Raw genomic sequence first — 20,794 nt, 5'->3', positions numbered from 1 at the left:
CGCCGCTCAGGGATTGAGCACCCAGGCCGAGGGGTGCGCGGTGAACCCGATGTGGGGGTAGTACCCGGCCGCGGCGGGCGCCGACAGCAGGACGATCTTCGCCTGCGGTGCCTCCTTGCGCGTCGCGTCGATGAGTTCCCTGCCGATGCCCGAGCGCTGGTGGGCCCGGACGACGGCGATGTCGGACAGGTAGGTCACGTAGGCGAAGTCCGAGACGCTGCGGGCGATGCCCACCAGTTCCCCGTCGACGCGGCAGGTGAGGACCAGGTTGGCGTTGCGCACCATCGCGGCCATGCGCTCCGTCTCCTCGATGGGGCGCCGTTCGCCCAGCCCCGATTCCCGGTAGACGCCGAGGACCTCCTCCAGGTCGAGGGCCGAGCCGTCCTCGCGCTCAATGCTCCAGCTCACGCAGCTTTTCCAATCGCTTGTAGATGACGTCGTGGTGGGAGAGGAACCGCTCGGGGGTCAGCCGGTCGGTCGCGATCCCCGCGGCTTCGAGCCGTCCCAGGAAGTCGGCGTCGTTCGCGGCATCCTGAATGGTGCGGTAGATCCGCTCGCGGTCGCCACCGGCGGCCAGCTGCTCGGCGAGGACCAGCGAGCTGTAGGCCAGTCCGCCGGTCCGGTCGATCGCGGAGCGCATGCGCTCCGGGAAGACCGTCAGGCCGCGCACCAGGTCGCTCGCGGCGGTCACCTGGTAGTGCGCGACCGTGAACGCGTCCGGCAGGACGACGCGTTCGACCGAGGAGTGGGAGAGGTCGCGCTCGTGCCACAGCGCCACGTTCTCCAGCATCGTGCCGGCGTATCCGCGCAGCAGCCGCGCCAGTCCGGTCAGCCGCTCGCCGGTCGTCGGATTGCGTTTGTGGGGCATCGCGCTCGACCCCTGGTAGGCGGCCGAGCGCGGCTCCTCCACCTCGCGTACCTCGGTGCGCGACAACAACCGGACCTCGACGGCGATCTGCTCGACGCAGGCGCCGAGCGTCGCGATGGCCTGCACGAGCTGGGCATGCCGGTCACGGGCCACGACCTGGCTGGGTGCCGGTTCCACGCCCAGCCCGAGCGCGCCGCACACCCGCTCCTCGACGAACGGGTCGATCAGTCCGTAGGTCCCGACCGAGCCGGAGATCGTGCCGACCGCCACCTGTTCGCGCGCGGCCCGCAGCCGGTGGACCGAGCGGTCGACGGCGAAGGCGAACCCGGCGAGCTTGTGGCCGAAGGTCGTCGGCTCGGCGTGCATGCCGTGCGTACGTCCGATGCACGCCGTGTCCCAGTGCTCGGCGGCCCGGTCGGCCAGGACGGTGCGCAGTCCCACCGCTGTGTCGATCAGGACGTCGCAGGCCCGGGCCAGGGTGTGGCCGAGGGCGGTGTCCACCAGGTCGTAGCTCGTCATGCCCAGGTGCACCCAGCGGGCGGAGTCCTGCGGCATGCCCTCGCAGTACGCGGCGAGGAAGGAGAGGATCTCGTGGTCGCGGTCGCGTTCGAGCTCCGCGACCCGCGCGGCGTCGGGCACCCCGGCCCGCCGGATGTCGGCGAGCGCCGCCTCGGGCACCCGCCCGAGCAGCGTCTGCGCCTCGGATGCCAGTACCTCCACCTGGGCCCAGGTCGTGTACCGGGCCTGATCGGAGAAGAGCCGCGCCATCTCCGGCAGTGCGTAGCGGGCGATCACGACCGTCGTACCTCCTCAGAATGGGCGCCGGGCCGGGGATATGACACAGGCTCTCAGGCGGCCTTGCGGATGATCTCGACGGAGCCCGAGTCCAGGAGGGTCGTCACCGCGCTCTCGCCCCCGTCGACGTCGAGGTCCATGTCGTGCAGGCGGTCGATGACATTGCGGACGACCTTCTCCGACTGCCGGTCGCCCGAGCCCTCCCAGACCAGGTCCGGGAAAACCGTCAGATACACCTTGTCGTTGCCCTGACTGAAGATGTTGACTTCCATGACGTCACGCAGAGCCATTCGGGCGTTGTAGATCAGACTGTTCATGCGTGCCACCGACTTTCGGTATCCGTTTTCCTGAGGCTTCGTCGCCACACGTGCGACTCATGATGGTCAGCGGTCACGGCCCGCGCAATGTTCAACTGCGCGAATTCCGCGTTTGAACGGCCTTGCCATTTGAGTTTGTTTGACAGAAAAAGGCGGCGTTGCAGACCATCGGTGATGTTCGTAAATGCGTTGGCCGCGTCTCACGAAAAGCATCCGGAGTGCCATGAAAATCCTGTTCATAACGACGGGCAGCCAGGCGACCTACTACGCCACTGCCCCGCTGGCGACGGCCGCGCGCAACGCGGGCCACCAGGTCATGCTGGCCGCCCACGAACCGTGGGTGGAAACCGCGGAGGCCATCGGACTTCCCACCTTCTGCTACACCGTCGACCCGATCCGGCACTTCATGCGGATCACCAACCCCGGCAAGGGGCTGCGGTTCCCCCGCGAGCTGGGCGACGAGGAGATGTTCGGCCAGGGCCGCGGCTTCGCGCAGATGGGCCTGGCCGGGGTCACGTCCCTGCTCGAACTGGCCAAGGACTGGACGCCGGACGTGGTCGTCGGCAGCTCGCAGAGCTACGCGGCGATGCTGCTCGCGGCGCACCTGAAGGTCCCGTACGTGCGTCACGTCGAGTACCTGGGCATCCCGCTGACCGGGATCGACCCGGGCGCCGAGGCGGAGCTGCGGCCCGAGCTGGAGCGCCTGGGCGTGGACGGGCTGCTCAAGCCGGACCTGCTGCTCGACTCGACCCCGCCGTCGCTGCGTCCGGCGCACGACCCCGCCGCCCAGTCGATGCGCTGGATCCCGAGCAACCCGCAGCGCCGGCTGGAGCGGTGGATGTACACGCGCCCCGAGGGCCGTCGCCGCGTCGTGATCACCTCCGGCTTCCGCAGCCTGATGTTCCGCGACCCGGGCTGGACCATGCCGCTGCTCGTGGGCGAGCTGAACAAGCTGGGCGCGGAGGTGCTGATCGCCGCGTCCCCCGGTGCGGCCGAGCGGTTCGGCTCGGAGCTGGGCGACGCCCGCGTCGGGTGGATCCCGATCGACGTCGCGGCCGCCACCTGCGACCTGGCGGTGCACCACGGCGGGGCGACCACCGCCACCAGCCTCATGGCCAACGGGGTGCCGCAGCTGGTCATCCCGGAGAACCCGCCGGAGTTCCCGCCGAACTACCACCGCGAGGCCATCGCCAGGGCGATCACCGACTTCGGTGCCGGCCGGACGCTGTGGCCGCAGGCCCAGGAGCCCGACAAGGCGCCCGGCGCGGTGATCGCCGCCGCCTGCCGCGAGCTGCTGGAGAACCCGGGCTACACGGAGCGGACGCAGTTTCTCGCCAAGGAGATCGCCACGCTGCCGACGCCCGCGGACATCGTGCCGCAACTGGAGGCACTGGCCTCCCGCTGACCGTCCGGCGCGCCACGCGTATCGCCCTGGGACCTCGGAGATCTTCCGGCGGTTCCAGGGCGATACGCGTGTGTGCTGCCGGTCGCGGGCGCGGCCGGCAGCACGGACGGTCAGCGGGCGGCCGCCAGCGTCTCCATCTCGCGCAGTACCTCGTCGGGCGTCGGCAGGGTGGCCGTCTCCTTCGCGAGCAGGCGGGTGCGCTCCGCGTAGGAGGGGTCGTCGAGGACCGCCCGCGCGGCCTCGACCGTCACCTCGGCGGGGTCCCGGCCGGCCTCGGGGCGGTGCCGGTCGACCAGCACGGCGCCGCCGAAGTCACGGACGGCTTCCGCGACGGCCTTGCCGTATCCGTTGTCGGGGATGATCAGCTGCGGCACACCGGCGTTGATCAAGGTCATGGCGGTGGTCGCGCCGCCGTGATGGACCGCCAGATCGCAGGTGGGCGCGACGACATCGAGCGGGATCCAGCCGATCCGCACGTCGTCGCCGAGCTCCGGGCCGAAGCGCTCGGCGGCCTCGGGCACCGCCGCGATCAGCACCTCGGCCCCCGCGCCGGTCAGCTCGTCCACCAGGGCGCGCAGCGAGCTGCCCGGGGTGTCGAGCAGGAGGTTGCGGGTCCCGGCGGTGATCAGGACGCGGCGGCGTCCCTCGGGGCGGGTGTACATCCACGGCTCGACGCGCCGCTGGCTCACCCGCGGCACCCAGCGCATCGACCGTGCCTCGGGGGCGCCGGCCGGGCGCAGCGACGGCGGACACAGATCGATGAACAGGTCCGGGTCGGGCAGCTCCGTCAGTCCCCACCGCTCCAGTTCCGGCTGGAGTTCGGCCAGCGCCGTGCGGTCGCGGCGCGCCATCGGGGCGATGTGCCAGATGTGACGCACGTACGGGATCTGCCGTGTGGCGGCGAGCACCCGGGGGACGTGGGACAGCCCGCCGACGACGAGATCGGGGGCCCACTGCCCGGTCAGCTCCATCAGGGCGTCGAGCCGTACGGCCGCCGTCATCGCGTCCTGGCCGTAGCGCATGCGCTCGGGCGTGATGCAGACCGCGGGCAGCCCGACGGACTGAGCGGCCGCCATGAGGGGTTCGTCGGCTGCCAGCAGGATTTCGTGGCCCGCGTTGCGCGCGGCCGCGGCGAGGGGGGCGACACCGAACACGGCCGCCTGACTGCCGCCGACGGTGAAGAGGAATTTCATGGCGATGGCACTTCTTCCGGTGAGAGGGGCGATGCGATGCCTTCGGTGCGTACGCGTGTGCGCGTGCGGCTCAGCCGGCCTGGGCCATTTCCATGACGTACTGGCCGTAGGAGGAGTTCGAGAGCCGGCTGCCGAGCCGGTAGCAGTCCTCGCGCTCGATGTAGCCCATGCGCCAGGCGATCTCCTCGAGGCAGGCGATGCGCACGCCCTGACGGTGTTCCAGGACCTGCACGTAGTCGCCGGCCTCCATCAGCGCGTCGTGGGTCCCGGTGTCGAGCCAGACGAAGCCGCGGCCGAGCGGGATCAGCGTCGCCTCGCCGCGCTCCAGGTAGACGCGGTTGAGGTCGGTGATCTCCAGCTCCCCCCGCTCGGAGGGGCGCAGCTGCCGGGCGATGTCCACGACCGTGTTGTCGTAGAGGTACAGGCCGGTGATGGCCATGTTGGTCTGCGGGTCGGCCGGCTTCTCCTCGAGCGCCACGAGCCGGCCCTGCCCGTCGAGCGTGCCCACGCCGTAGCGCTCGGGGTCGCGCACCGGATAGCCGAACAGGACGCAGCCCTCGATGTCCTTCGCGGCCCGCTGCAGCATCGGGCCGAACTCGAAGCCGTGGAAGATGTTGTCGCCGAGCACCAGGGCGACGGAGTCGTCACCGATGTGGTCGGCGGAGACCAGGAACGCGTCGGCGAGTCCGCGCGGCTTGTCCTGTTCGGCGTAGGTCAGGGTGATGCCGAGCCAGGATCCGTCGCCCAGGAGTCTGCGGAACATCTCCAGGTCGTCGGGGGTGGTGATGATCTCGATCTCGGTGATGCCCGCCAGCATCAGCGCGGAAAGCGGGTAGTAAATCATTGGCTTGTCGTAGACCGGGAGCATTTGCTTCGAGACACCTAGCGTGATCGGGTGGAGCCTCGTACCATTGCCGCCGGCCAGGATGATTCCCTTCACCGTGGCGCCTCCTCAGTGACTTCGTGCCCTTTAGGCGATGCCCGCACTTTATCGAGGGATAACACACGTTCAAAAGGCTTCTCCGATTACCGGGCGGCACACGGAGCGCATGTTGACAAGCACCGCCCTCCTATCCAGTCTTGGGTTATCCCGGTTCAGGCATGCGCATTCCTATCTCGTTTAGGTGGACCCGTGAGAATCGAAGAACTGACGCCCGCTCTCGAATCCGAGCGGAGGGCCGGTATCGGCATCATCGGGTGCGCCGACATCGCCGTCCGGCGCGCCATCCCGGCGATCCGGGAGTCGCCGTTCCATCTGGTGGCGGTCGCGAGCCGGTCGGCCGCGAAGGCCGCGGAGGTCGCGGCCCGGGCCGGCTGCAAAGCCGTCGCGGGGTACGAGCGGCTGCTCGACGCACCCGAGATCGACGCGGTCTACATTCCGCTGCCCAACAGCGAGCACGCCCAGTGGGCGCGCCGGGCGCTGGAGGCGGGCAAGCACGTCCTGATCGAGAAGCCGGCGGTGTCCTCCGAGCGGAGCGCCCGGGAGCTGGCCGCTCTCGCCGAGGGCGGCGGGCTGGCCGTCATGGAGAACTTCGCCTTTCTGCGCCACCCCCAGCACGACCGGGCGCAGGCCCTCGTCGCCGACGGGGCCATCGGTGAACTGCGGTCCTTCAACGGCGCGTTCGGGATTCCGCCCACCGACCCCAGCGGCATCAAGTACCAGGCCGAGCTCGGCGGCGGGGCCCTGTGGGAGGTGGGCTGCTACCCGGTGCGCGCGGCCCAGGCCTATCTCGGGGACTCCGCCCGGGTGCTGGGCGCGAGCCTGACGGCCGATCCCCGGCTGGGAGTGGACACCTCGGGGTCCGCGCTGTTGCGCGACGACGCCGGTGTGAGCGCGAACTGCTCCTTCGGGCTGTCGCACAGCTACCGCTCGACCTACGACGTGTGGGGCAGTGAGGGACGGCTGGTGCTGGAGTGGGCGTTCACGCCTTCGCACAGCGCCCGCCCGGTGCTGCGGCTGCAGCAGAGGGATGTCGAGACGAAGATCCTCGCACCGGCGTCCGACCAGTTCCTCGGCGTCTTCGAGGCGTTCCACGACGCCGTGCGCGATCCCGCGAAGCGGGCGGAGCACCGTCACGACCTGGTGCGCCAGGCCGCGTTGATGGAGCAGATCCACGCCAGTGCCAGTGGCCGGACGGGCTGGTGAACGAGCGCGGGCGAGGGCCTGCGCAGCGCGGCGGGCGGCATCCTTTCCCGGATGCCGCCCGCCGCGCTGCGTCATTTCGGAGCCTTGTTCATGCCCCCGGGGCGCCCGCCGCCTGGCGCAGCAGTCCGGGGAGCGGGACCGGCCGGCACTGCTCGTACGTCGGCAGCAGACCGGCGGCCGCGGCCTCGGCCAGGGTGGGCGCCGCGGCGTCCTTGTCCGAGCGGATCGGCTCTTCCTTCAGGTCCCACGGCAGCGCGAGCGCGGGATCGAGCGCGTCGACGTCGATCATGGTGCCGGGGACGTACTCCTGCGAGCAGAGATAGCTCATGCACGTGTCGTCGCTCAGGGCGAGGAACGCGTGCCCGATGCCGTCCGGCAGGTACACGGCCGTTCCCGCCTCGGGGCTCTGGTACGTGACGTCGTAGTGGCCGAACGTCGGTGAGCCCACCCGGAGGTCGACGGCGATGTCGAACGCGCTGCCGCGCACACAGGTGACGAACTTCGCCTGGCCGGGCGGGACCTTGGTGCCGTGAATTCCGCGCAGGGTGTTCCTTTTCGACACCGAGTAATTCACCTGGCGGACCGCGAAATCCCATCCGCTGGCGGCCGAGAGAGCGTCGGCCCGCACCGATTCGAAGAAATATCCTCGCCGGTCGCTCAACGGCTCGGGTTCCACCCGGTACGCGCCGGGGACCGTCATTTCCGAGATCAGCACCGCGTGCTCCTCACTGGGTCAGCCCGCGGAGACCGGGCCGGCCGATGCGGCCTGGGCGATCCGTTGGCGCATGGCCGCGCTGTCGTTGGCGCGCGGGAATTCCTCCTGGGGAGCCTCGACGCCGAGGAACGCGCACAGCGGCTCCCATCCCTGGCGCACGTCGTAGACGAGGACGCGGTCCGCTCCCAGCGCCCGTACGACGTCCTCGTTGTGCCGCCGGTAGACCTCGACGGCGTGGTCCTTGTCGGGGAAGCGGCCGCCGAACAGCCCGTCCCAGACCAGGGTGCTGGTGAGACGGAGCAGCCGGGCCTGGTGGGAGTCCGGGGCCGGCGGGTGCTCCGCGCTGCGCAGCACGAACTGGTACAGCGTGTCGTAGGTGCTGCGCCACCAGCTCTCCGCGTCGCGCACCGTCAGGATCACCTTGGCGTCGGGAAAGGCCTCGGCGATCTGCTCGTAGTGGACCGCGCAGGGGCCGTCCACCGCGGCGGTGCAGCCGTCGAACAGCGCGGCCCAGTCGGGGCGTTCGCCGCCGCACAGGGCCCCTTCCCACTGCCGAAGGCGCTGTTCGTCGCTGACGAGGTCGAACATGTGGAAGGAGGGGCCGAGGCCCAGCCGGTCCAGTGCCGCCTTGAGCGAGGTGGTGCCGGTCCTGCCCAGGCCTGCGTTGAAGAGCTTCAGCACGGTGCCGTGTCCTTCCTCAGCGCCAGAGGGCGGGTTCCTGCCGGGTGATGACGTTCACCCGGTTCCAGAAGTTGACCAGGCCGATGTGCATGACCAGCGCGCCGAGCTGCTCGTCGTTGTAGTACTCGGCCGACCGCTCCCAGATCTCGTCGGGGGCCATGTCCTGCGGGTCCGTCATCAGGGTGATGGCCTCGGCCATCTCCAGGGCGGCGCGTTCGGCCTCCTCGAAGCAGCTCTCGGTCCGCCAGGTGGCCACCAGCGCGAGGCGGGTGTCGGCGCCGGCCGTCTGCGGGTCGTCCGGCAGCGCGTAGGCACGGCCGTTGATCTCGCTGACGCGCAGCCGGATCAGGTCGAGCGTGGACTGCGGCACGCCGACCTTGCCGATGACCTCGGTCAGGTCGAGGAGGGGCTGCAGAGCGCCGGGAACGACCAGGGAAGGGTTGTCCATCCGTGGAGTCATCGATCTTCTCCTGTGCGATAAGCGTGTATGAAATACCCGGAGAATCCTGCTCAGCGCCCTGATCTTTCGCAAGAAAACGTCGTTCAAGTGCGGAATAGGCGCAGATGAAACATCAACTATCCGTAAGTTGCACGGAATTGAGTCGATGACTTGTAGTGGTCTCGTGCCAGAGTCCACAAAAACCAGGAGCAGGCAGCAGGTCTGCCGTGACATTCGAGAAACGCGGCAATCTTTCCTCGCGGGTGATTCGACGATCACGGAGCATGTCTCCGACGTGCTCGCCGCCATCCGGGAGAAGGACGCGGAGCTCGGCGCCTTCGTCGAGGTCGCCACCGGCCGTGCGCTGCGCGAGGCGGCGGCGGCCGACCGGCTGATCGCCCGGGACCGGACGGCCGCCTTCCGCGAACGGCCCCTGCTCGGCGTCACGGTGTCGGTCAAGGACCTCATCCAGACCGAGGGACTGCCCACCCGGCGCGGGTCCCTGCTGCCCAACCGGCGCGCCGCCGCCGACGCGCCCTCGGTCGCCCGGCTGCGGGCCGCGGGGGCGATCGTCGTCGGCAAGACGACCACCTCGGAGTACGGATGGAGTGCGAGCACGGTCAGCCGGGCCGGCGCCGGCACCCGCAATCCGTGGGCGCCCGACAGAACCGCCGGCGGTTCCAGCGGCGGCTCGGCGGCGGCGGTGGCGGCGGGGCTGTGCACGGCGTCGCTGGGCACCGACGGAGCCGGATCGATCCGTATCCCGGCGGCGTTCTGCGGTGTCGTGGGCTTCAAGCCGTCCTTCGGGTCGGTCCCCTACGTGCCGCCCTGCGCCGAACGGCTGTCCCACGTGGGGCCGTTGGCCCGGTGCGTGGCCGACGCCCGCGAACTCTTCCAGGTGATGGCCGGCCCCGACCCGCGCGATCCCCAGTCGGTCCGCTTCCCCGCCGCGCCCGCCGCCGCGAGCGGTGCGCTGCGCATTGGCTGGGTCGAGTTCGCCGGCACGTCCGGAGCGGTCCGCGACGTCACCGAACGCGTACTGCCGGTGCTGACGTCCCTGGGACACCACGTCGAACGCATCGAGACCCCCTTCCCCGACCCCTACGAGGCCCTGGTGGACGTCCTGGCCGCCGCCGAGGCACACGGCACCGCGGTCGAGGACGAACCCCGGTGCGACGAGGGGCGGCTCGCGATCGTGCGCTACGGGCGGACGCTGAGCGGCGCCGCCGTGGCGCGCGCCGAGGAGACCCGGCTCGCCCTGCGCGTCCGGCTCGCCGAAGTCATGGACTCCTACGACCTGTTGGTCATGGCCACGGTCCCCGTCGAGCCCTTCGCGGCCGGCGCGATCGCGCCGCCGTGGGCCGCCGTCCCCACGGACCTGCGGTGGCTCGCGTGGTCGCCCGCCACCTATCCCTTCAACCTCACCGGCCAGCCCGCCCTGTCCCTGCCGGTCGGCCGCACCCCGGCCGGCCTCCCGGTCGGCCTGCAGATGGTGGGCCGCATCGGCGAGGACCTGCGCGTGCTCAGCGCCGCCGAACTCCTCGAGACGGCGCTGGGGCTGCCCCTGGCCGCCCCCGTGCTCACAGCGAAAGGAAGATGACCATGGTTTCCAGGTCGTGGTCCCTGCCCGGCGGCGACAGCGGTGTGGGCCGCCCGTCCTTCGTCGCCGACTTCGGCCTCTGGGACGACCGGCAGAGCGAGGCGGCCGCACAGGTCGAACTCCAGCTCGACGAGGTCGATCTCGTCCGGGTCGTCTTCTGCGACCCGCACGGTCTCGCCCGGTCCAAGACGGTGCCCGCGAACGTGTTCCGTTCGGTGCTGCGCAACGGCATGGACTTCAGCGCCGGACCGTTCCTCTTCGACACCGGCCACGCCGTCGCCGTCGACTTCCTCGACGACGCCGGGCTCGGGATCGGCGAGCTGCGCGGCGCCGGCGACTTCGTCCTCGTCCCCGACCCGCGCACCTTCCAGATCCTGCCCCGCAGCGAGCCGCGGACCGCCTGGGTCCTCGGCGACGAGTACCTGCGCGACGGGACCCCGCACCCGCTGTCCGCCCGCGGGGTGCTGCGCCGGGTCTGCGACGCGTACGCCCGCCACGACCTGACCCCGGTCATCGGCCTCGAGGTCGAGTGGTACCTCACCCGGCTGACCGGCGGCCCGGCGGGCAACGAGGGCAACGGCTTCGGACTGCAGGGCTCCGCCCCCGCGGTGGAGGCCGTCAACCCCGGATACCAGTTCAACCTCGACAGCTACTACGACTCGGTGGCCGACATCGCCGACCCGCTGGCCGCACTGCTCATGCAACTCGGCCTGCCGCTGCGCTCGTTCGAGCACGAGTCGGGCCCCGGCCAGCTGGAGACGACCTTCGACCCGATGCTGGCGCTGGACGCGGCCGACGCCATGCTGCTCTTCCGCACCCAGCTCAAGCAGGAGTGCCGGCGCCGCGGCCACCACGCCTCGTTCATGACCCTGCCGCGCCTGTCGAGCTTCGACCCCAGCGGCTGGCACCTGCACCAGTCGGTGACCGGCGCCAAGGACGGCGTCAATCTGTTCGCCGAGGGGGACGGCACGCACGACGCCGTCTCCGCCGCCGGCGAGGCCTACATCGACGGACTGCTCTCCCACGCACGCGAGTTCAGCCTGCTCTCCGTGCCCACCGTGAACGGCTACCGGCGCCTGTCCCCCGAGTTCACGCTCGCGCCGACCACGGTCGACTGGCGGTTCGAGGACCGCAGCGCCCTGGTCCGCGTGCTCAGCGGCGGCAGCTCGACGCACGTCGAGAACCGTATCGGGGAGCCCTGCGCCAACCCCTACTTCGCCATCGCCTCGCAGCTGCACGCGGGCCTCGAAGGGCTGCTGTCCACCGGCCCGGCGCCCGGCGGCGCCCACCCGCCCCTGCCCACGTCGCTGCGCGAGGCCCTGCAGGCCTTTCGCGCGAGCGACAGCGCCGAACGGCTGCTCGGTGCCCCGCTCAAGTCCTGCCTGGCCAAGCTCAAGGAGAGCGAGGTCACCCGCTTCGAGGCCTGGTGCGCGGCCGGGCCGGCCGAGGACATCGCGCGCACCGTCACGGCCTGGGAGCACCGCGAGTACTTCGGCACCTTCTGAACCACCGCCCCACCCGCCCCGCAACGAATCCAGCAAGGGAGAACCTCACCATGTCGCGCTACGACTGGGACCGGACCAACCCGGCGATCGACACGCTCAAGGAGGCCATCGAGCCGTCCCGGCAGAAGGTGGTCAGCCACCCGATCTACCACCAGCTGACCTCGGTGGAGGCGGTCACGACCTTCATGGAGCACCACGTGTTCGCCGTGTGGGACTTCATGTCCCTGCTCAAGAGCCTGCAACGGCAGCTGACCTGCGTTCAGGTGCCGTGGCTGCCGTCCGCCGCCACCGGCAGCCGCCGGCTCATCAACGACATCGTGCTGGTCGAGGAGAGCGACGAGCTGGGCGACGGCTTCATCAGCCACTTCGAGCTGTACGTCGACGGCATGCGCCAGGCGGGCGCCGACACCACCCGCATCGACACGTTCATCTCGCTGCTGCGCGCGGGCCGCCCGGTCCCCGCGGCCCTGGAGGAGGCGGGCGTCCCGCGGGCGGTCACCGAATTCGTCGCCACCACCTGGGAGTTCATCGAGCACGCCCCGGTGCACTGCCAGGCCGCGGCGTTCGCCTTCGGCCGCGAGGACCTCATCCCGGACATGTTCGACCAGGTCGCCGCGCTCGAAGCGGGCCACGGTTCGCTCTCCACCTTCGTCGACTACCTCCGCCGGCACATCCAGGTGGACGCCGAGGAGCACACGCCGATGGCGATGCAGATGCTCGCCGACCTGTGCGGCGACGACGCGGCCAAGTGGGCCGAGTGCCGCGAGACCATCGACCGGGCGCTGGCGGCCAGGACCGGCCTGTGGAACGGGATTTCGGACGCGATCACCCAGCGCGCCCGCTGACGGGCCGTCTTCTCCTGTGAGGGTGAGCACTGCATGCCAAGGATCCAGGACACCCCCGCCGTGAGCGCATCCGCCCGGAGCGAGCGGATCGCACGGCAGTCCCGCGACGACAACTGGAAGAAGCCCCCGCGCCGTATCGACACGTCGGAATGCATCACCTGCGACACGTGCCTGCGCAGCTGCCCCGCCGAATTCGGCGCGATCTTCGACGACGGCCTCAACGTCAGGATCGTGCCCGAACTCTGCTCCGGCTGCCCCAAGTGCGTGATGGTCTGCCCCGTCGACTGCATCTACGTGGACGAGGACTGGACCGCCACCGAGGCCCGCATGTGGGACCACATCGCGCTGAACTCCGGAGGGACGGCATGACGCTGCCCACCGAACGGGACGCGGGCCTCACCCGCAAGGAGGCCATGGCGAAGGCCCGCAGGAGCCGCCGGCCCAGCCGGCTCGGCCTGCCCGCCGGGGCCACCGGCCGGCCCGACTACCGCACGGCCCACGACGCCGGCTTCCCGACCCTGCTCAAGCAGACCTGGCGGCAGGCGGTGCAGGCGCCCGACCTGGCGTCGGCCGTGGACGTCCTGCTGACGCTCGCCGGGCACGTCCCGGCCGACATCCAGCTGCGCGCCCTGTCCGTCGAGGCCGAGGCCGCGCTGAAGGTCGTCGTCGGCAGGAGCTGGCGCGACGACGGGCGTGCCCCGCGCGGGGCCGGGCCGGACGCCACCGCGTTCCTCGGCGAGATCGGCCTGGACACGAACGGCCGGATCGTCGTCCGCACCCCCTCCTCGGGCCCGCTGCGCGCCGACACGGAGCTGGTCGACGGGGTGCTGCGCGTGCCGTGGTCCGCCGCGGACCTCGCCGCCTACCGGGCCGAGTTGGCCCACACCGCGCGACGGTGGCGTACCGCGGTGGCCGACTGCCGTCAGTGGCTGCTGGGCGCCGGCGACGACGGCCGCGAGGCGATGCTGGCGGAACTGACCGAGGCGGCGCTGCGGACGGCGCCGTTCATCCTCTACGCCGGTGAGCAGCGCTACACCAACTTCCGCGGACAGAACAACCTGACGGGCAAGACCCTGCGTCCGGGCCACCCCGACTGCGCGCTGAGCAGCCTGTCGGGCGTGCCGCTCGACCTGTGGTCGGACAGCGACGTGCTCCTGGTGGTCTGTCTCACGCTGCTGGTGCGCTCGGCCGGGTTCGCCCGCATCGAGGAGGCCAACGGAACACAACTGACGCTCGACCACATCGCTCTGCTGCTGGACCGCACGCGCTGCGCCTACAACGCGGCCCGCCCCGATCTGCCCGCGGTGGCGGCCCCGGCCTCGCACACCGTGGACGCGCTCGACGCGCTCGCCGGTGAACTCGCCGCGCGGCGCCGCAAGGTCATGGGCAGCGAGCAGCTCTACCGCGAGATCCACGGCCCGCTGATGCACAAGGTGGAGCGGGTCGCCGGGCCCGTGAAGGACGACGCGAGACGGCTCGAGGACGAGCTGTGCGCACGGGTGCGCGAACGGCTCCCTGTCACCGGCGGCACCCTCGCCGCGCTGACCGCGGACCTGGAGGCGTCGCCCGAGTGGCTGGCCGGGCCGCACGGCTCCTTCGCGACCGGCCTGGAGTCCCTCGTGTACGAGTCGGTGCGCGCGGCCGGCGTGGTGTTCGACGCCGACTTCGCGATGAGCCGCGGGATGCGGTCGCTGCCCGCGCTGATCGGGGCCCTGCGCGCCGAGGAGTACGCGACGATCGCCGGCTGGGAGATACCGCACTTCTTCTGCTGTGTGGTGCCCTCGCCGGACGCGAAACGGCTCTTCGACGGCTCGGCGGGCCGGCTGGCCGACACCTCCTGGGCCATCTCCTCGCGCATGCAGTACAACTCGTGGCACTTCCTGGCCGCGAATCTGCCCAAGGTGCCCGAGATCATGGCGCGGGACCACTTCGTCCCGCCCGCGATCCCCGACATCGCCTACTACTCCGACCAGCACCACAACGGCCACGTGGCGGCCAAGGTGCGCTTCACCGTCCGCAGCCCGCAGCCGGTCTCGGTGCTGGGCCGCGATCTCAACGGGTTCATGGACCTGCGGCTGCTGCGCTGCGAGGGCCTGCCGTTCGACGAGCAGGATCTGCTGGCCGCGCACCGCACGTCCGCGTTCATCGCGCGGGCGACGGGCCTGGCCGCTTCCCTGGTCGCCGGCGGCGCCGGTCTTGAGGTCACGTCCTTCGACTCGCAGTGGCACTGGAACACGATCGCCGGAACCGAGTAGGACGTACCGCATACGAGTGGGGCCCCTGACCGAGGTCAGGGGCCCCACTCGTATGCGGTGTGCGGGGGTCAGACCGCCACGGGCTGTTCCGCGGAGCGGGTGTGGACGGCGCGGTAGCCGTTCCAGTCCGCGGTGCGCGTACGCGCGTCCAGCGCGTCCTGGAAGGCGCTGCGCGCCGGCGTCCACTCGGCCCGGTCCAGGGTGCGGTGCGCGTCGTAGGACTCCTTGCCGTCCCACTGGGAGTAGACGACGACGAAGTCGTTGTCCGTGCCGACGGTGGCCAGCGTGCCCGCGCCGCCCTCCAGGTTGCGGGAGCGGATGCCGCGCAGCACGCTCCGGGAGCGGTAGCCGGGGACGTCCACCAGCCAGGAGTGCGCGCCTCCCAGCGTCTTGACGACGGCGCCCTGGTCGGCCGGGTCGACGTTGAGGATCTCGATGACGGTGTAGTCGTCGCGGTCCGGGGAGACCTCGGTGGTGTCACCCTGCCCGGGGTGCCGGTGGCTCAGCTCCACCTCCGTCTGCATCAGGCGGACGAAGGTGGTGATCTCGCGGAAGACCGGGACGGTGTGGTGCTTGAACTCGCTGTCGTTGTATCGCGATTCGAGGTCCTGCATCCCGCGCCACTGGATGAAGTTGGCGGTTCCCGGCGTGTGCTCGCCGCGGTGCACGGTGCTGGAGATCCAGCCGGGGAACGCCGCGGTGTCGACGATCGCCTTCATCTCCTTGACGAGCGTGTCGACCCGCGCGCGGCTGTCGGTCCTGAACAGGTTGAGGACGGTCAGGTGCCCGTCTTCGGGGTTGATGAACGGCATGGTTCCTCCTTGGTTCCGTCTGCGCGCCCGCGACAGCGGGGCGTCACGTCCTAGTGGGTGTCGCGGGGCGCGCCGAACCAGCGGCTCAGGGCGTCCGTGAGACCGTCCGCGCCGGACCCGTCCGTGCCGATCCAGGCGATGTAGCCGTCGGGTCGCACGAGCAGCGCCTCGACGCCGTCGGGCGCGCCGGCCGGCCGGGTCTGCGAGCGCACGACGTCGACCCGGTCCGACCAGGGCTCGGCGGCCGCGGGCAGACTGCCCTCGCCGCTCAGGTCCAGGACGAAGCCGCGCCCGCCGTGCAGCAGCGCGTAGGCCCGCACCGCGCCGGACGGGCCGTCGGTGAGGTCGAAGTCCGGGAGGCGGCGGCCGAGCAGCGGATGACCGCCCTCGTCGGTCCCGTACGTGATGTCGAGGCCCGTGACCATGCCGACGAGCAGCTTGCGGGCGTCCTCGTGGGTCAGCAGCTCGGCGAAGACCGACCGCATCGGGTCCATCTCCGGGCCGCCGAGGTAGAGGCTGCGCTGAGCGAGGGTGTTGGCCAGGATGCGGGCGCCGACCGGGTGCCGCTCGGCGTGGTAGGTGTCCAGGAGCCCCTGCGCGGCCGTGCCGTGGATCTCGGCGGCGAGCTTCCAGCCGAGGTTGACGGCGTCGCCCACGCCGGCGCTGATGCCCTGCGCGCCGATCGGCATGTGGATGTGGGCCGCGTCGCCGGCGAGGAAGACCCGCCCCTTGCGGTACGCGGCGGCCTGGCGGCTGGAGTCGGTGAAGTAGCTCAGCCAGCGCGGCGTACCCGCGTGGATGTCGTCGCCCGTGACGCGCTTGAAGGCGTCGGCCACCTCCTGGAAGGTGGGCGGCTGCGAGGTCGGCCGCACCCCCGCGCCGCGTTCGAAGACGACGACGCGCGTGGTGTTCGGTCCGACGGGCAGCACGACGACCATGCCGGCGTCGCCCAGTTCGCCGGTGGGCCGCAGCCGCACCTGGACGTCGGAGACGTCGGCCATCAGCATCTCGATCGTGGCCTCGTACCCGGGGAAGTCGATGCCCGACAGGGTGCGGACGGCGCTGCGCGCGCCGTCGCAGCCCACGATGTAGCGGGCGCGCAGGGTGCGTTCGCCCTCCGGCGTGTTCGCCCGCACCTCGACGCCGTCGTCGTCGCTGGTGAGCGCGGCCAGTTCCCAGCCGCGGCGGATCTCGGCCCCGAGGCCGGTCGCCCACGTGTGCAGGATGCTCTCGGTCAGGGCCTGCGGGACGCCGCGCACGCCGAAGTTGCCACCGGGCACGACCGTGTAGTCCAGCGGCATGCCGCCGAAGTGGCCGATCGGTATGACACCGAGGTCACCGAAGCTGTCGAGCAGGCCGCGCTGGCCGAACTCCTCCATGGTCCTGGCGGAGAAGCCGAGGGCCCGCGACTGGCGCATCGGCTCGGTGAGCCGCTCCAGTACGACGGCTTCGACCCCGGCGAGGCGGAGTTCGCCCGCGAGCATCAGTCCGGTGGGGCCGGCCCCCACGATGATCACGTCTGTCTCAAAGTCCTGCACTGTCTTCCCTGCCTCCCATGCGTACCTGCAAAAACTGGTGATCGAGGTTGCTCGCCACCGCCGTCAGATGGGCGCGGACCTGGTCCAGGGCGGTCAGTTCGGACAGGACCGCGCGCAGCGGGCCGGCCTCCTCGCCGCCGAACATCAGCTGTTCCTGGGCGGCGACGTGGTCGAGCACGCGGGCCGCGACGGGATGCCGTTCGTCGTGGTAGGTGTCGAGGAGTCCGGGTCCGGCGTCGCCCCGCACGGTCCGGGCGAGCTTCCGGCCCAGGTCGACCGCGTCCTGCAGACCGACGTTGAGGGCCTGGCCGCCGACCGGCGGATGCCAGTGGGCGGCGTCGCCCGCCAGCAGGATCCGGCCGCGCCGGTAGGTGTCCGCGTGCCCCTTGGCATCGTCGAAGGCGTCCAGCCACAGAGGTGTTCCGGCGGAGATGTCCTCGCCCGTGACCTGCGCCCAGTCCCGGACGACGTCCTCGAACGCGGGCGGCTCCGGGCGGACGCCCGGCACCGCTCCGTGCGCGTGCACCATCACCCGGGTGACGCCGTCGCGCGTCGAGGCCACCGCGAAGCCACGCTCCAGCCGTTCGAACCGCCGGTCGCGGACGCGCAGTCCGCGTACGTCGGCCCGCAGCAGCCGTTTGGTGGCCGCGGTGACCGTCACCGGGAAGCCGGCGAGTGCGCGGACCGTGCTGTCGGCGCCGTCGCAGCCCACCAGGTACGCGGCGCGCAGGGTCCGGGGCCCGCCGGGCGCCCGCACCGTGCACAGCACACTGTCGGACTCCTCGCGGACATCGGTCAGTTCGTGCGCGCGCAGCAGGGTCACGCCCAGCTCGGCCGCCCGCTCGCCCAGGTGGGCCTCGGTGCGGAACTGGGGCAGCTTCCAGTGGCCGGCGTACGCGCTGTGCACCTCGGACAGGACGAATCCCAGCCCGCCGAAGTGTGTCCGCGGTTCGTGCGCGGCCTCCGCGAGCAGCGCGCCGAACCCGCGCTCGTGCAGCAACTCGGCGGTCAGTGAGGTGAGTTGACTGGCCCGGGACTCGGTCATCGCCGAGGCGAGACGCTCCACGACGACCACCTCGACGCCGGCCCGGCGCAGTTCGCAGGCGAGGAGCAGCCCGACGGGGCCCGCGCCGACGATGACGACCGGCGCGTCGGCCCGGGCCCGGCTCACGGCCGCTTTCGCTCGCCGGCGATGCCCTCGGCGTAGGTCTTGGCGAGGTTCAGGGTGGCCAGGCTGTTGCCGCTCAGCGCGGTGCGGACGAACTCCCGCGCGGTGGCGAGGGTCGCGTCCTCGCCGAGTACGGCGGTGATGTTCTCCGTGTTGATCCGCACCGTGTGCCGTGAGGTGACCGACACCCCGCCGCCGTCGCGCTCCTCGATGAGCCAGCGCCCGGTGTGCAGGGTCATCAGCGCGGGCAGGACGATCTGCTTGTACACGATCGACGTCGCGGAGCTGCACACCCGCACCGACCGCGTGGTGTGGGTGCTGCCGTCCTTGGTGCGGGTGTCCATCTCCAGGATCTGCAGGCCGGGTTCGTCCTCCTCCAGCGAGACCCGGGCCACGTGCGGCAGCCGCTCCCGCCACAGCTGGGCCTCGTTGAGGAAGTCGTAGACGTCCTTGCCGCTGCCCTCCACCGTCACCGTGTCGTCGAAGGTGAGCAGCTCCTGGGAGCCGGTGGCCTCGGCGGCGGCCTTGAGCGCGGCGAGTTCCGAGGCGCTGTTGCGGTCCACCGCCCGGCTGATCCAGTCGAGGTCGGCGGGGTCGTCGGTGGCCGCGTGGAAGTCGTGCAGCAGCCGCACCCGGCACGAGGTGTCGGAGAGGGGCTCCACCACCCAGGCGCCGCCCATGCCGCCGACCGGGTGCTGCGAACGTTCCTGACGGAACGTCACCTTCAGCTGCCGGGGGTCGTGCCCGCGCCGTGAGGTCCAGGTCTTGGCCGTGCCGTTCGCGGTCGCCCACAGCCGGATGAGCTCCGCGTCGCCCTCGCGCTCGACGATTTCGGCGTGCACGGTCGGCGGGAAGGTCTCCGGCCACCTGCTGACGTCCGCGACCAGCGCGTACGCCACCTCGGCGGGGGCCTGGACGGTGGTCGTGTGCTCGGTTTCGCGTATCGGGTTCTCGGTCACGTCTCTTCTCCTTACGGTCACGGAGGTCAAGCGGCTTCGCCGAACCAGCGCCGCAACGCGGCCGCGAGGTCCCCGCCGTCGGGCGCGGTCCAGGCGAGGTAGCCGTCGGGGCGGACGAGCACCGACTCCGTGGCGGCGCCGCCCTCCTGCGGCCCGGCGGGGGAGGTCGTGACCCGGACCACGTCGACGCGGTCGGACCAGCGCTCCGCGGTCCGGGCGGTCGCGCCCGAGGCGTCGGTGGTGATCAGCACACCGCGGGCCGGGTGCAGCAGTCGTGCGATGTGCTCCCGGCCGCCGTCGGCGAGCCGCAGCTCGCGGTCGGCGATCCGGGCGCCGAGCAGCGGATCGGCGTCGGCTGCGGAGGAGCCGGTGCGGTCGGCAGCGTCGGGGCCGGTCACGTCGTAGCGGACGTCGAGGCCGCTGACCAGTCCGGACAGGTGCCGGGCCACCGCCGGGAGCGCGACGAGTTCCGCCATGACCGTGCGCAGCGGCGCGACGCTCCGGCCGGTCAGGTTGAGCGTTCCCTGGGCGAGCGTGGTGCGCAGGACCCGGGCCCCGACCGGATGGCGCTCGGCGTGGTACGTGTCGAGCAGGCCCTCGGGGGCGCTGCCCCGGACGGTCGCCGCCAGCTTCCAGCCGAGGTTGAAGGCGTCCTGCACGCCGATGCTCAGGCCCTGGCCGCCGGCCGGGAGGTGGATGTGCGCGGCGTCCCCGGCGAGCAGCACCCGGCCGCGCCGGTACTCGGTGGCCTGGCGGGTGGCGTCGGTGAAGCTGCTCACCCAGCGCGCCTCGCCGTGGTGGATGGAGTCGCCGGTCAACCGCTGCCAGGCGTCGGCGACCTGAGGGAAGGTCACCTCCCGGCCGCGGTCGGGCCGGGTGCCGTTCTCGCACACGATGATGCGGCTGTAGCCCTCCTCCAGCGGCGCGGACATCACCATGCCGTTCGGCAGCAGCTCACCGATCATGCGCGGCTTGATGTCGCAGCCCTTGACGTCGGCGAGGTACATCTCGCGGGTCGCGTCCGAGCCGGCGAACTCGAAGCCAGCCAGGCGCCGCACGGTGCTCCGCCCGCCGTCGCAGCCCACGAGGTAGCGGGCGGAGCATTCCTCGACGCCTTCGGGGCCGCGCACGGTCGCGGTGACACCGTCGCCGGTGTCGCTCAGCGCGGTCAGTTCGTAGCCGCGGCGCAGGCGCACGCCCAGCTCCAGCGCCCACCCCTCGAGCATCTCCTCGACCTTGTACTGGGGGGCGCCCCGCACGCCGAAGTGCGAGCCCTCCAGCACCCCGTAGTCGATCGGGATGCCGCCGAAGTGCCCCTGGCGGGTGATCTCGATGTTCTCCAGGCGCTCCAGGAGACCGCGCTGGTGGAAGGCCTCGGTGGCGCGTGCCGTGAAGCCGATGCCGCGCGACTCCCAGCTGCGCTCCCCCCGCTGCTCGAAGACGGTGACCTCGGCGCCGCCGAGACGGAGTTCGGCCGCGAGCGTCAGTCCCGCGGGACCTGCCCCGATGACTATGACCTCGGTGTCCATTGTTCCTGTCCTGAGTCTCGTCCT

20 protein-coding genes are annotated in these 20,794 nt (G+C 71.4%); 7 read left to right on the top strand and 13 right to left on the bottom strand.

The genetic code is table 11. The features are described from left to right. Nucleotides 1-6: 6 nt before the first annotated feature. The 3 genes from AB0J02_RS40040 to AB0J02_RS40030 are packed head-to-tail and all read right to left on the bottom strand — an operon-like array spanning nt 7 to nt 1,980. Nucleotides 7-408, bottom strand: coding sequence for a GNAT family N-acetyltransferase (locus tag AB0J02_RS40040; protein ID WP_363198837.1), 402 nt, complete (start codon nt 406-408; stop codon nt 7-9). Beyond that, nucleotides 392-1,663, bottom strand: coding sequence for an adenylosuccinate lyase (gene purB, locus AB0J02_RS40035; RefSeq protein WP_363198836.1), 1,272 nt, complete (start codon nt 1,661-1,663; stop codon nt 392-394). Before purB ends, AB0J02_RS40040 begins: the two co-directional genes overlap by 17 nt. Before the next feature lie 53 nt (nt 1,664-1,716). Next, a complete protein-coding gene (locus AB0J02_RS40030; RefSeq protein ID WP_363198835.1) occupies nt 1,717-1,980 on the bottom strand; it encodes a hypothetical protein in 264 nt (87 codons plus the stop codon). Between the two features lie 223 nt (nt 1,981-2,203). Here AB0J02_RS40030 and AB0J02_RS40025 point away from each other — a divergent pair, with 223 nt between their 5' ends. Next, nucleotides 2,204-3,385: a glycosyltransferase gene (locus tag AB0J02_RS40025; protein ID WP_363198834.1), complete on the top strand. Its 1,182-nt coding sequence runs from the start codon at nt 2,204-2,206 to the stop codon at nt 3,383-3,385. Nucleotides 3,386-3,495: 110 nt separating this feature from the next. On the opposite strand, the gene AB0J02_RS40020 is transcribed toward AB0J02_RS40025, so the two are convergent. Together AB0J02_RS40020 and rfbA are read right to left on the bottom strand one after the other, a co-directional pair. Further along, complete coding sequence (locus AB0J02_RS40020; protein WP_363198833.1) at nt 3,496-4,578, bottom strand: nucleotide disphospho-sugar-binding domain-containing protein; 1,083 nt, start codon at nt 4,576-4,578, stop codon at nt 3,496-3,498. A gap of 70 nt (nt 4,579-4,648) precedes the next feature. Then, complete coding sequence (gene rfbA / locus AB0J02_RS40015) at nt 4,649-5,518, bottom strand: glucose-1-phosphate thymidylyltransferase RfbA (protein ID WP_363198832.1); 870 nt, start codon at nt 5,516-5,518, stop codon at nt 4,649-4,651. Nucleotides 5,519-5,710: 192 nt separating this feature from the next. Between rfbA and AB0J02_RS40010 the strand changes: the two genes are divergently transcribed. Then, nucleotides 5,711-6,724 carry a Gfo/Idh/MocA family oxidoreductase gene (locus AB0J02_RS40010; protein WP_363198831.1) on the top strand — a complete coding sequence of 338 codons (1,014 nt, stop codon included), beginning with the start codon at nt 5,711-5,713 and terminating at the stop codon, nt 6,722-6,724. Nucleotides 6,725-6,812: 88 nt separating this feature from the next. Here AB0J02_RS40010 and rfbC read toward each other — a convergent pair whose 3' ends face one another. From rfbC to AB0J02_RS39995, 3 genes are read right to left on the bottom strand one after another with little or no spacing between them, the layout of a single operon-like run. Next, entirely contained in the window at nt 6,813-7,439 is a 627-nt protein-coding gene (rfbC, locus tag AB0J02_RS40005) for a dTDP-4-dehydrorhamnose 3,5-epimerase (RefSeq protein WP_363198830.1), read from the bottom strand. An 18-nt stretch (nt 7,440-7,457) separates the two neighbouring features. Next, nucleotides 7,458-8,120, bottom strand: coding sequence for a sulfotransferase family protein (locus AB0J02_RS40000; protein WP_363198829.1), 663 nt, complete (start codon nt 8,118-8,120; stop codon nt 7,458-7,460). 16 nt (nt 8,121-8,136) lie between these two features. Further along, complete coding sequence (locus AB0J02_RS39995) at nt 8,137-8,580, bottom strand: carboxymuconolactone decarboxylase family protein (protein WP_363198828.1); 444 nt, start codon at nt 8,578-8,580, stop codon at nt 8,137-8,139. Between the two features lie 274 nt (nt 8,581-8,854). On the opposite strand from AB0J02_RS39995, the gene AB0J02_RS39990 reads away from it, so the two are divergent. Genes AB0J02_RS39990 through AB0J02_RS39970 form a run of 5 tightly spaced genes read left to right on the top strand, consistent with a single transcriptional unit; the run spans nt 8,855 to nt 14,764 of the window. Beyond that, the gene (locus tag AB0J02_RS39990; protein WP_363198827.1) at nt 8,855-10,159 is read left to right on the top strand and encodes an amidase family protein; all 1,305 of its coding nucleotides are present in this window, start codon (nt 8,855-8,857) and stop codon (nt 10,157-10,159) included. A gap of 2 nt (nt 10,160-10,161) precedes the next feature. Beyond that, nucleotides 10,162-11,664: a glutamine synthetase family protein gene (locus tag AB0J02_RS39985; protein ID WP_363198826.1), complete on the top strand. Its 1,503-nt coding sequence runs from the start codon at nt 10,162-10,164 to the stop codon at nt 11,662-11,664. Nucleotides 11,665-11,714: 50 nt separating this feature from the next. Next, nucleotides 11,715-12,509: a DUF3050 domain-containing protein gene (locus tag AB0J02_RS39980; RefSeq protein ID WP_363198825.1), complete on the top strand. Its 795-nt coding sequence runs from the start codon at nt 11,715-11,717 to the stop codon at nt 12,507-12,509. Between the two features lie 33 nt (nt 12,510-12,542). Next, a complete protein-coding gene (locus AB0J02_RS39975; protein ID WP_363198824.1) occupies nt 12,543-12,878 on the top strand; it encodes a 4Fe-4S dicluster-binding protein in 336 nt (111 codons plus the stop codon). Next, nucleotides 12,875-14,764 (top strand): hypothetical protein, encoded by a 1,890-nt coding sequence (locus tag AB0J02_RS39970; RefSeq protein WP_363198823.1) that lies wholly within the window; start codon nt 12,875-12,877, stop codon nt 14,762-14,764. The genes AB0J02_RS39975 and AB0J02_RS39970 overlap by 4 nt, the downstream gene beginning before the upstream one ends. A 68-nt stretch (nt 14,765-14,832) precedes the next feature. Here AB0J02_RS39970 and AB0J02_RS39965 read toward each other — a convergent pair whose 3' ends face one another. The 5 genes from AB0J02_RS39965 to AB0J02_RS39945 are packed head-to-tail and all read right to left on the bottom strand — an operon-like array spanning nt 14,833 to nt 20,770. Then, the gene (locus AB0J02_RS39965; protein ID WP_363198822.1) at nt 14,833-15,576 is read right to left on the bottom strand and encodes an antibiotic biosynthesis monooxygenase; all 744 of its coding nucleotides are present in this window, start codon (nt 15,574-15,576) and stop codon (nt 14,833-14,835) included. Nucleotides 15,577-15,626: 50 nt separating this feature from the next. Next, nucleotides 15,627-17,093 carry an FAD-dependent monooxygenase gene (locus tag AB0J02_RS39960; RefSeq protein WP_363198821.1) on the bottom strand — a complete coding sequence of 489 codons (1,467 nt, stop codon included), beginning with the start codon at nt 17,091-17,093 and terminating at the stop codon, nt 15,627-15,629. Between the two features lie 7 nt (nt 17,094-17,100). Next, nucleotides 17,101-18,285, bottom strand: coding sequence for an FAD-dependent monooxygenase (locus AB0J02_RS39955; protein ID WP_363198820.1), 1,185 nt, complete (start codon nt 18,283-18,285; stop codon nt 17,101-17,103). Next, on the bottom strand, nt 18,282-19,241 hold the full coding sequence (locus tag AB0J02_RS39950) for an aromatase/cyclase (RefSeq protein WP_363198819.1): 960 nt from the start codon (nt 19,239-19,241) through the stop codon (nt 18,282-18,284). The genes AB0J02_RS39955 and AB0J02_RS39950 overlap by 4 nt, the downstream gene beginning before the upstream one ends. Nucleotides 19,242-19,267: 26 nt before the next feature. Beyond that, nucleotides 19,268-20,770, bottom strand: a complete 1,503-nt coding sequence (locus AB0J02_RS39945; protein WP_363198818.1) for an FAD-dependent monooxygenase — start codon at nt 20,768-20,770, stop codon at nt 19,268-19,270. Nucleotides 20,771-20,794: the final 24 nt, after the last annotated feature.

The organism is Streptomyces sp. NPDC050264 (genome assembly GCF_040655895.1).
Taxonomy (GTDB): domain Bacteria; phylum Actinomycetota; class Actinomycetes; order Streptomycetales; family Streptomycetaceae; genus Streptomyces.
The sequence above is the reverse complement of the archived record's forward strand: the minus strand, read 5'-3'. Positions and strand labels throughout refer to the sequence as shown.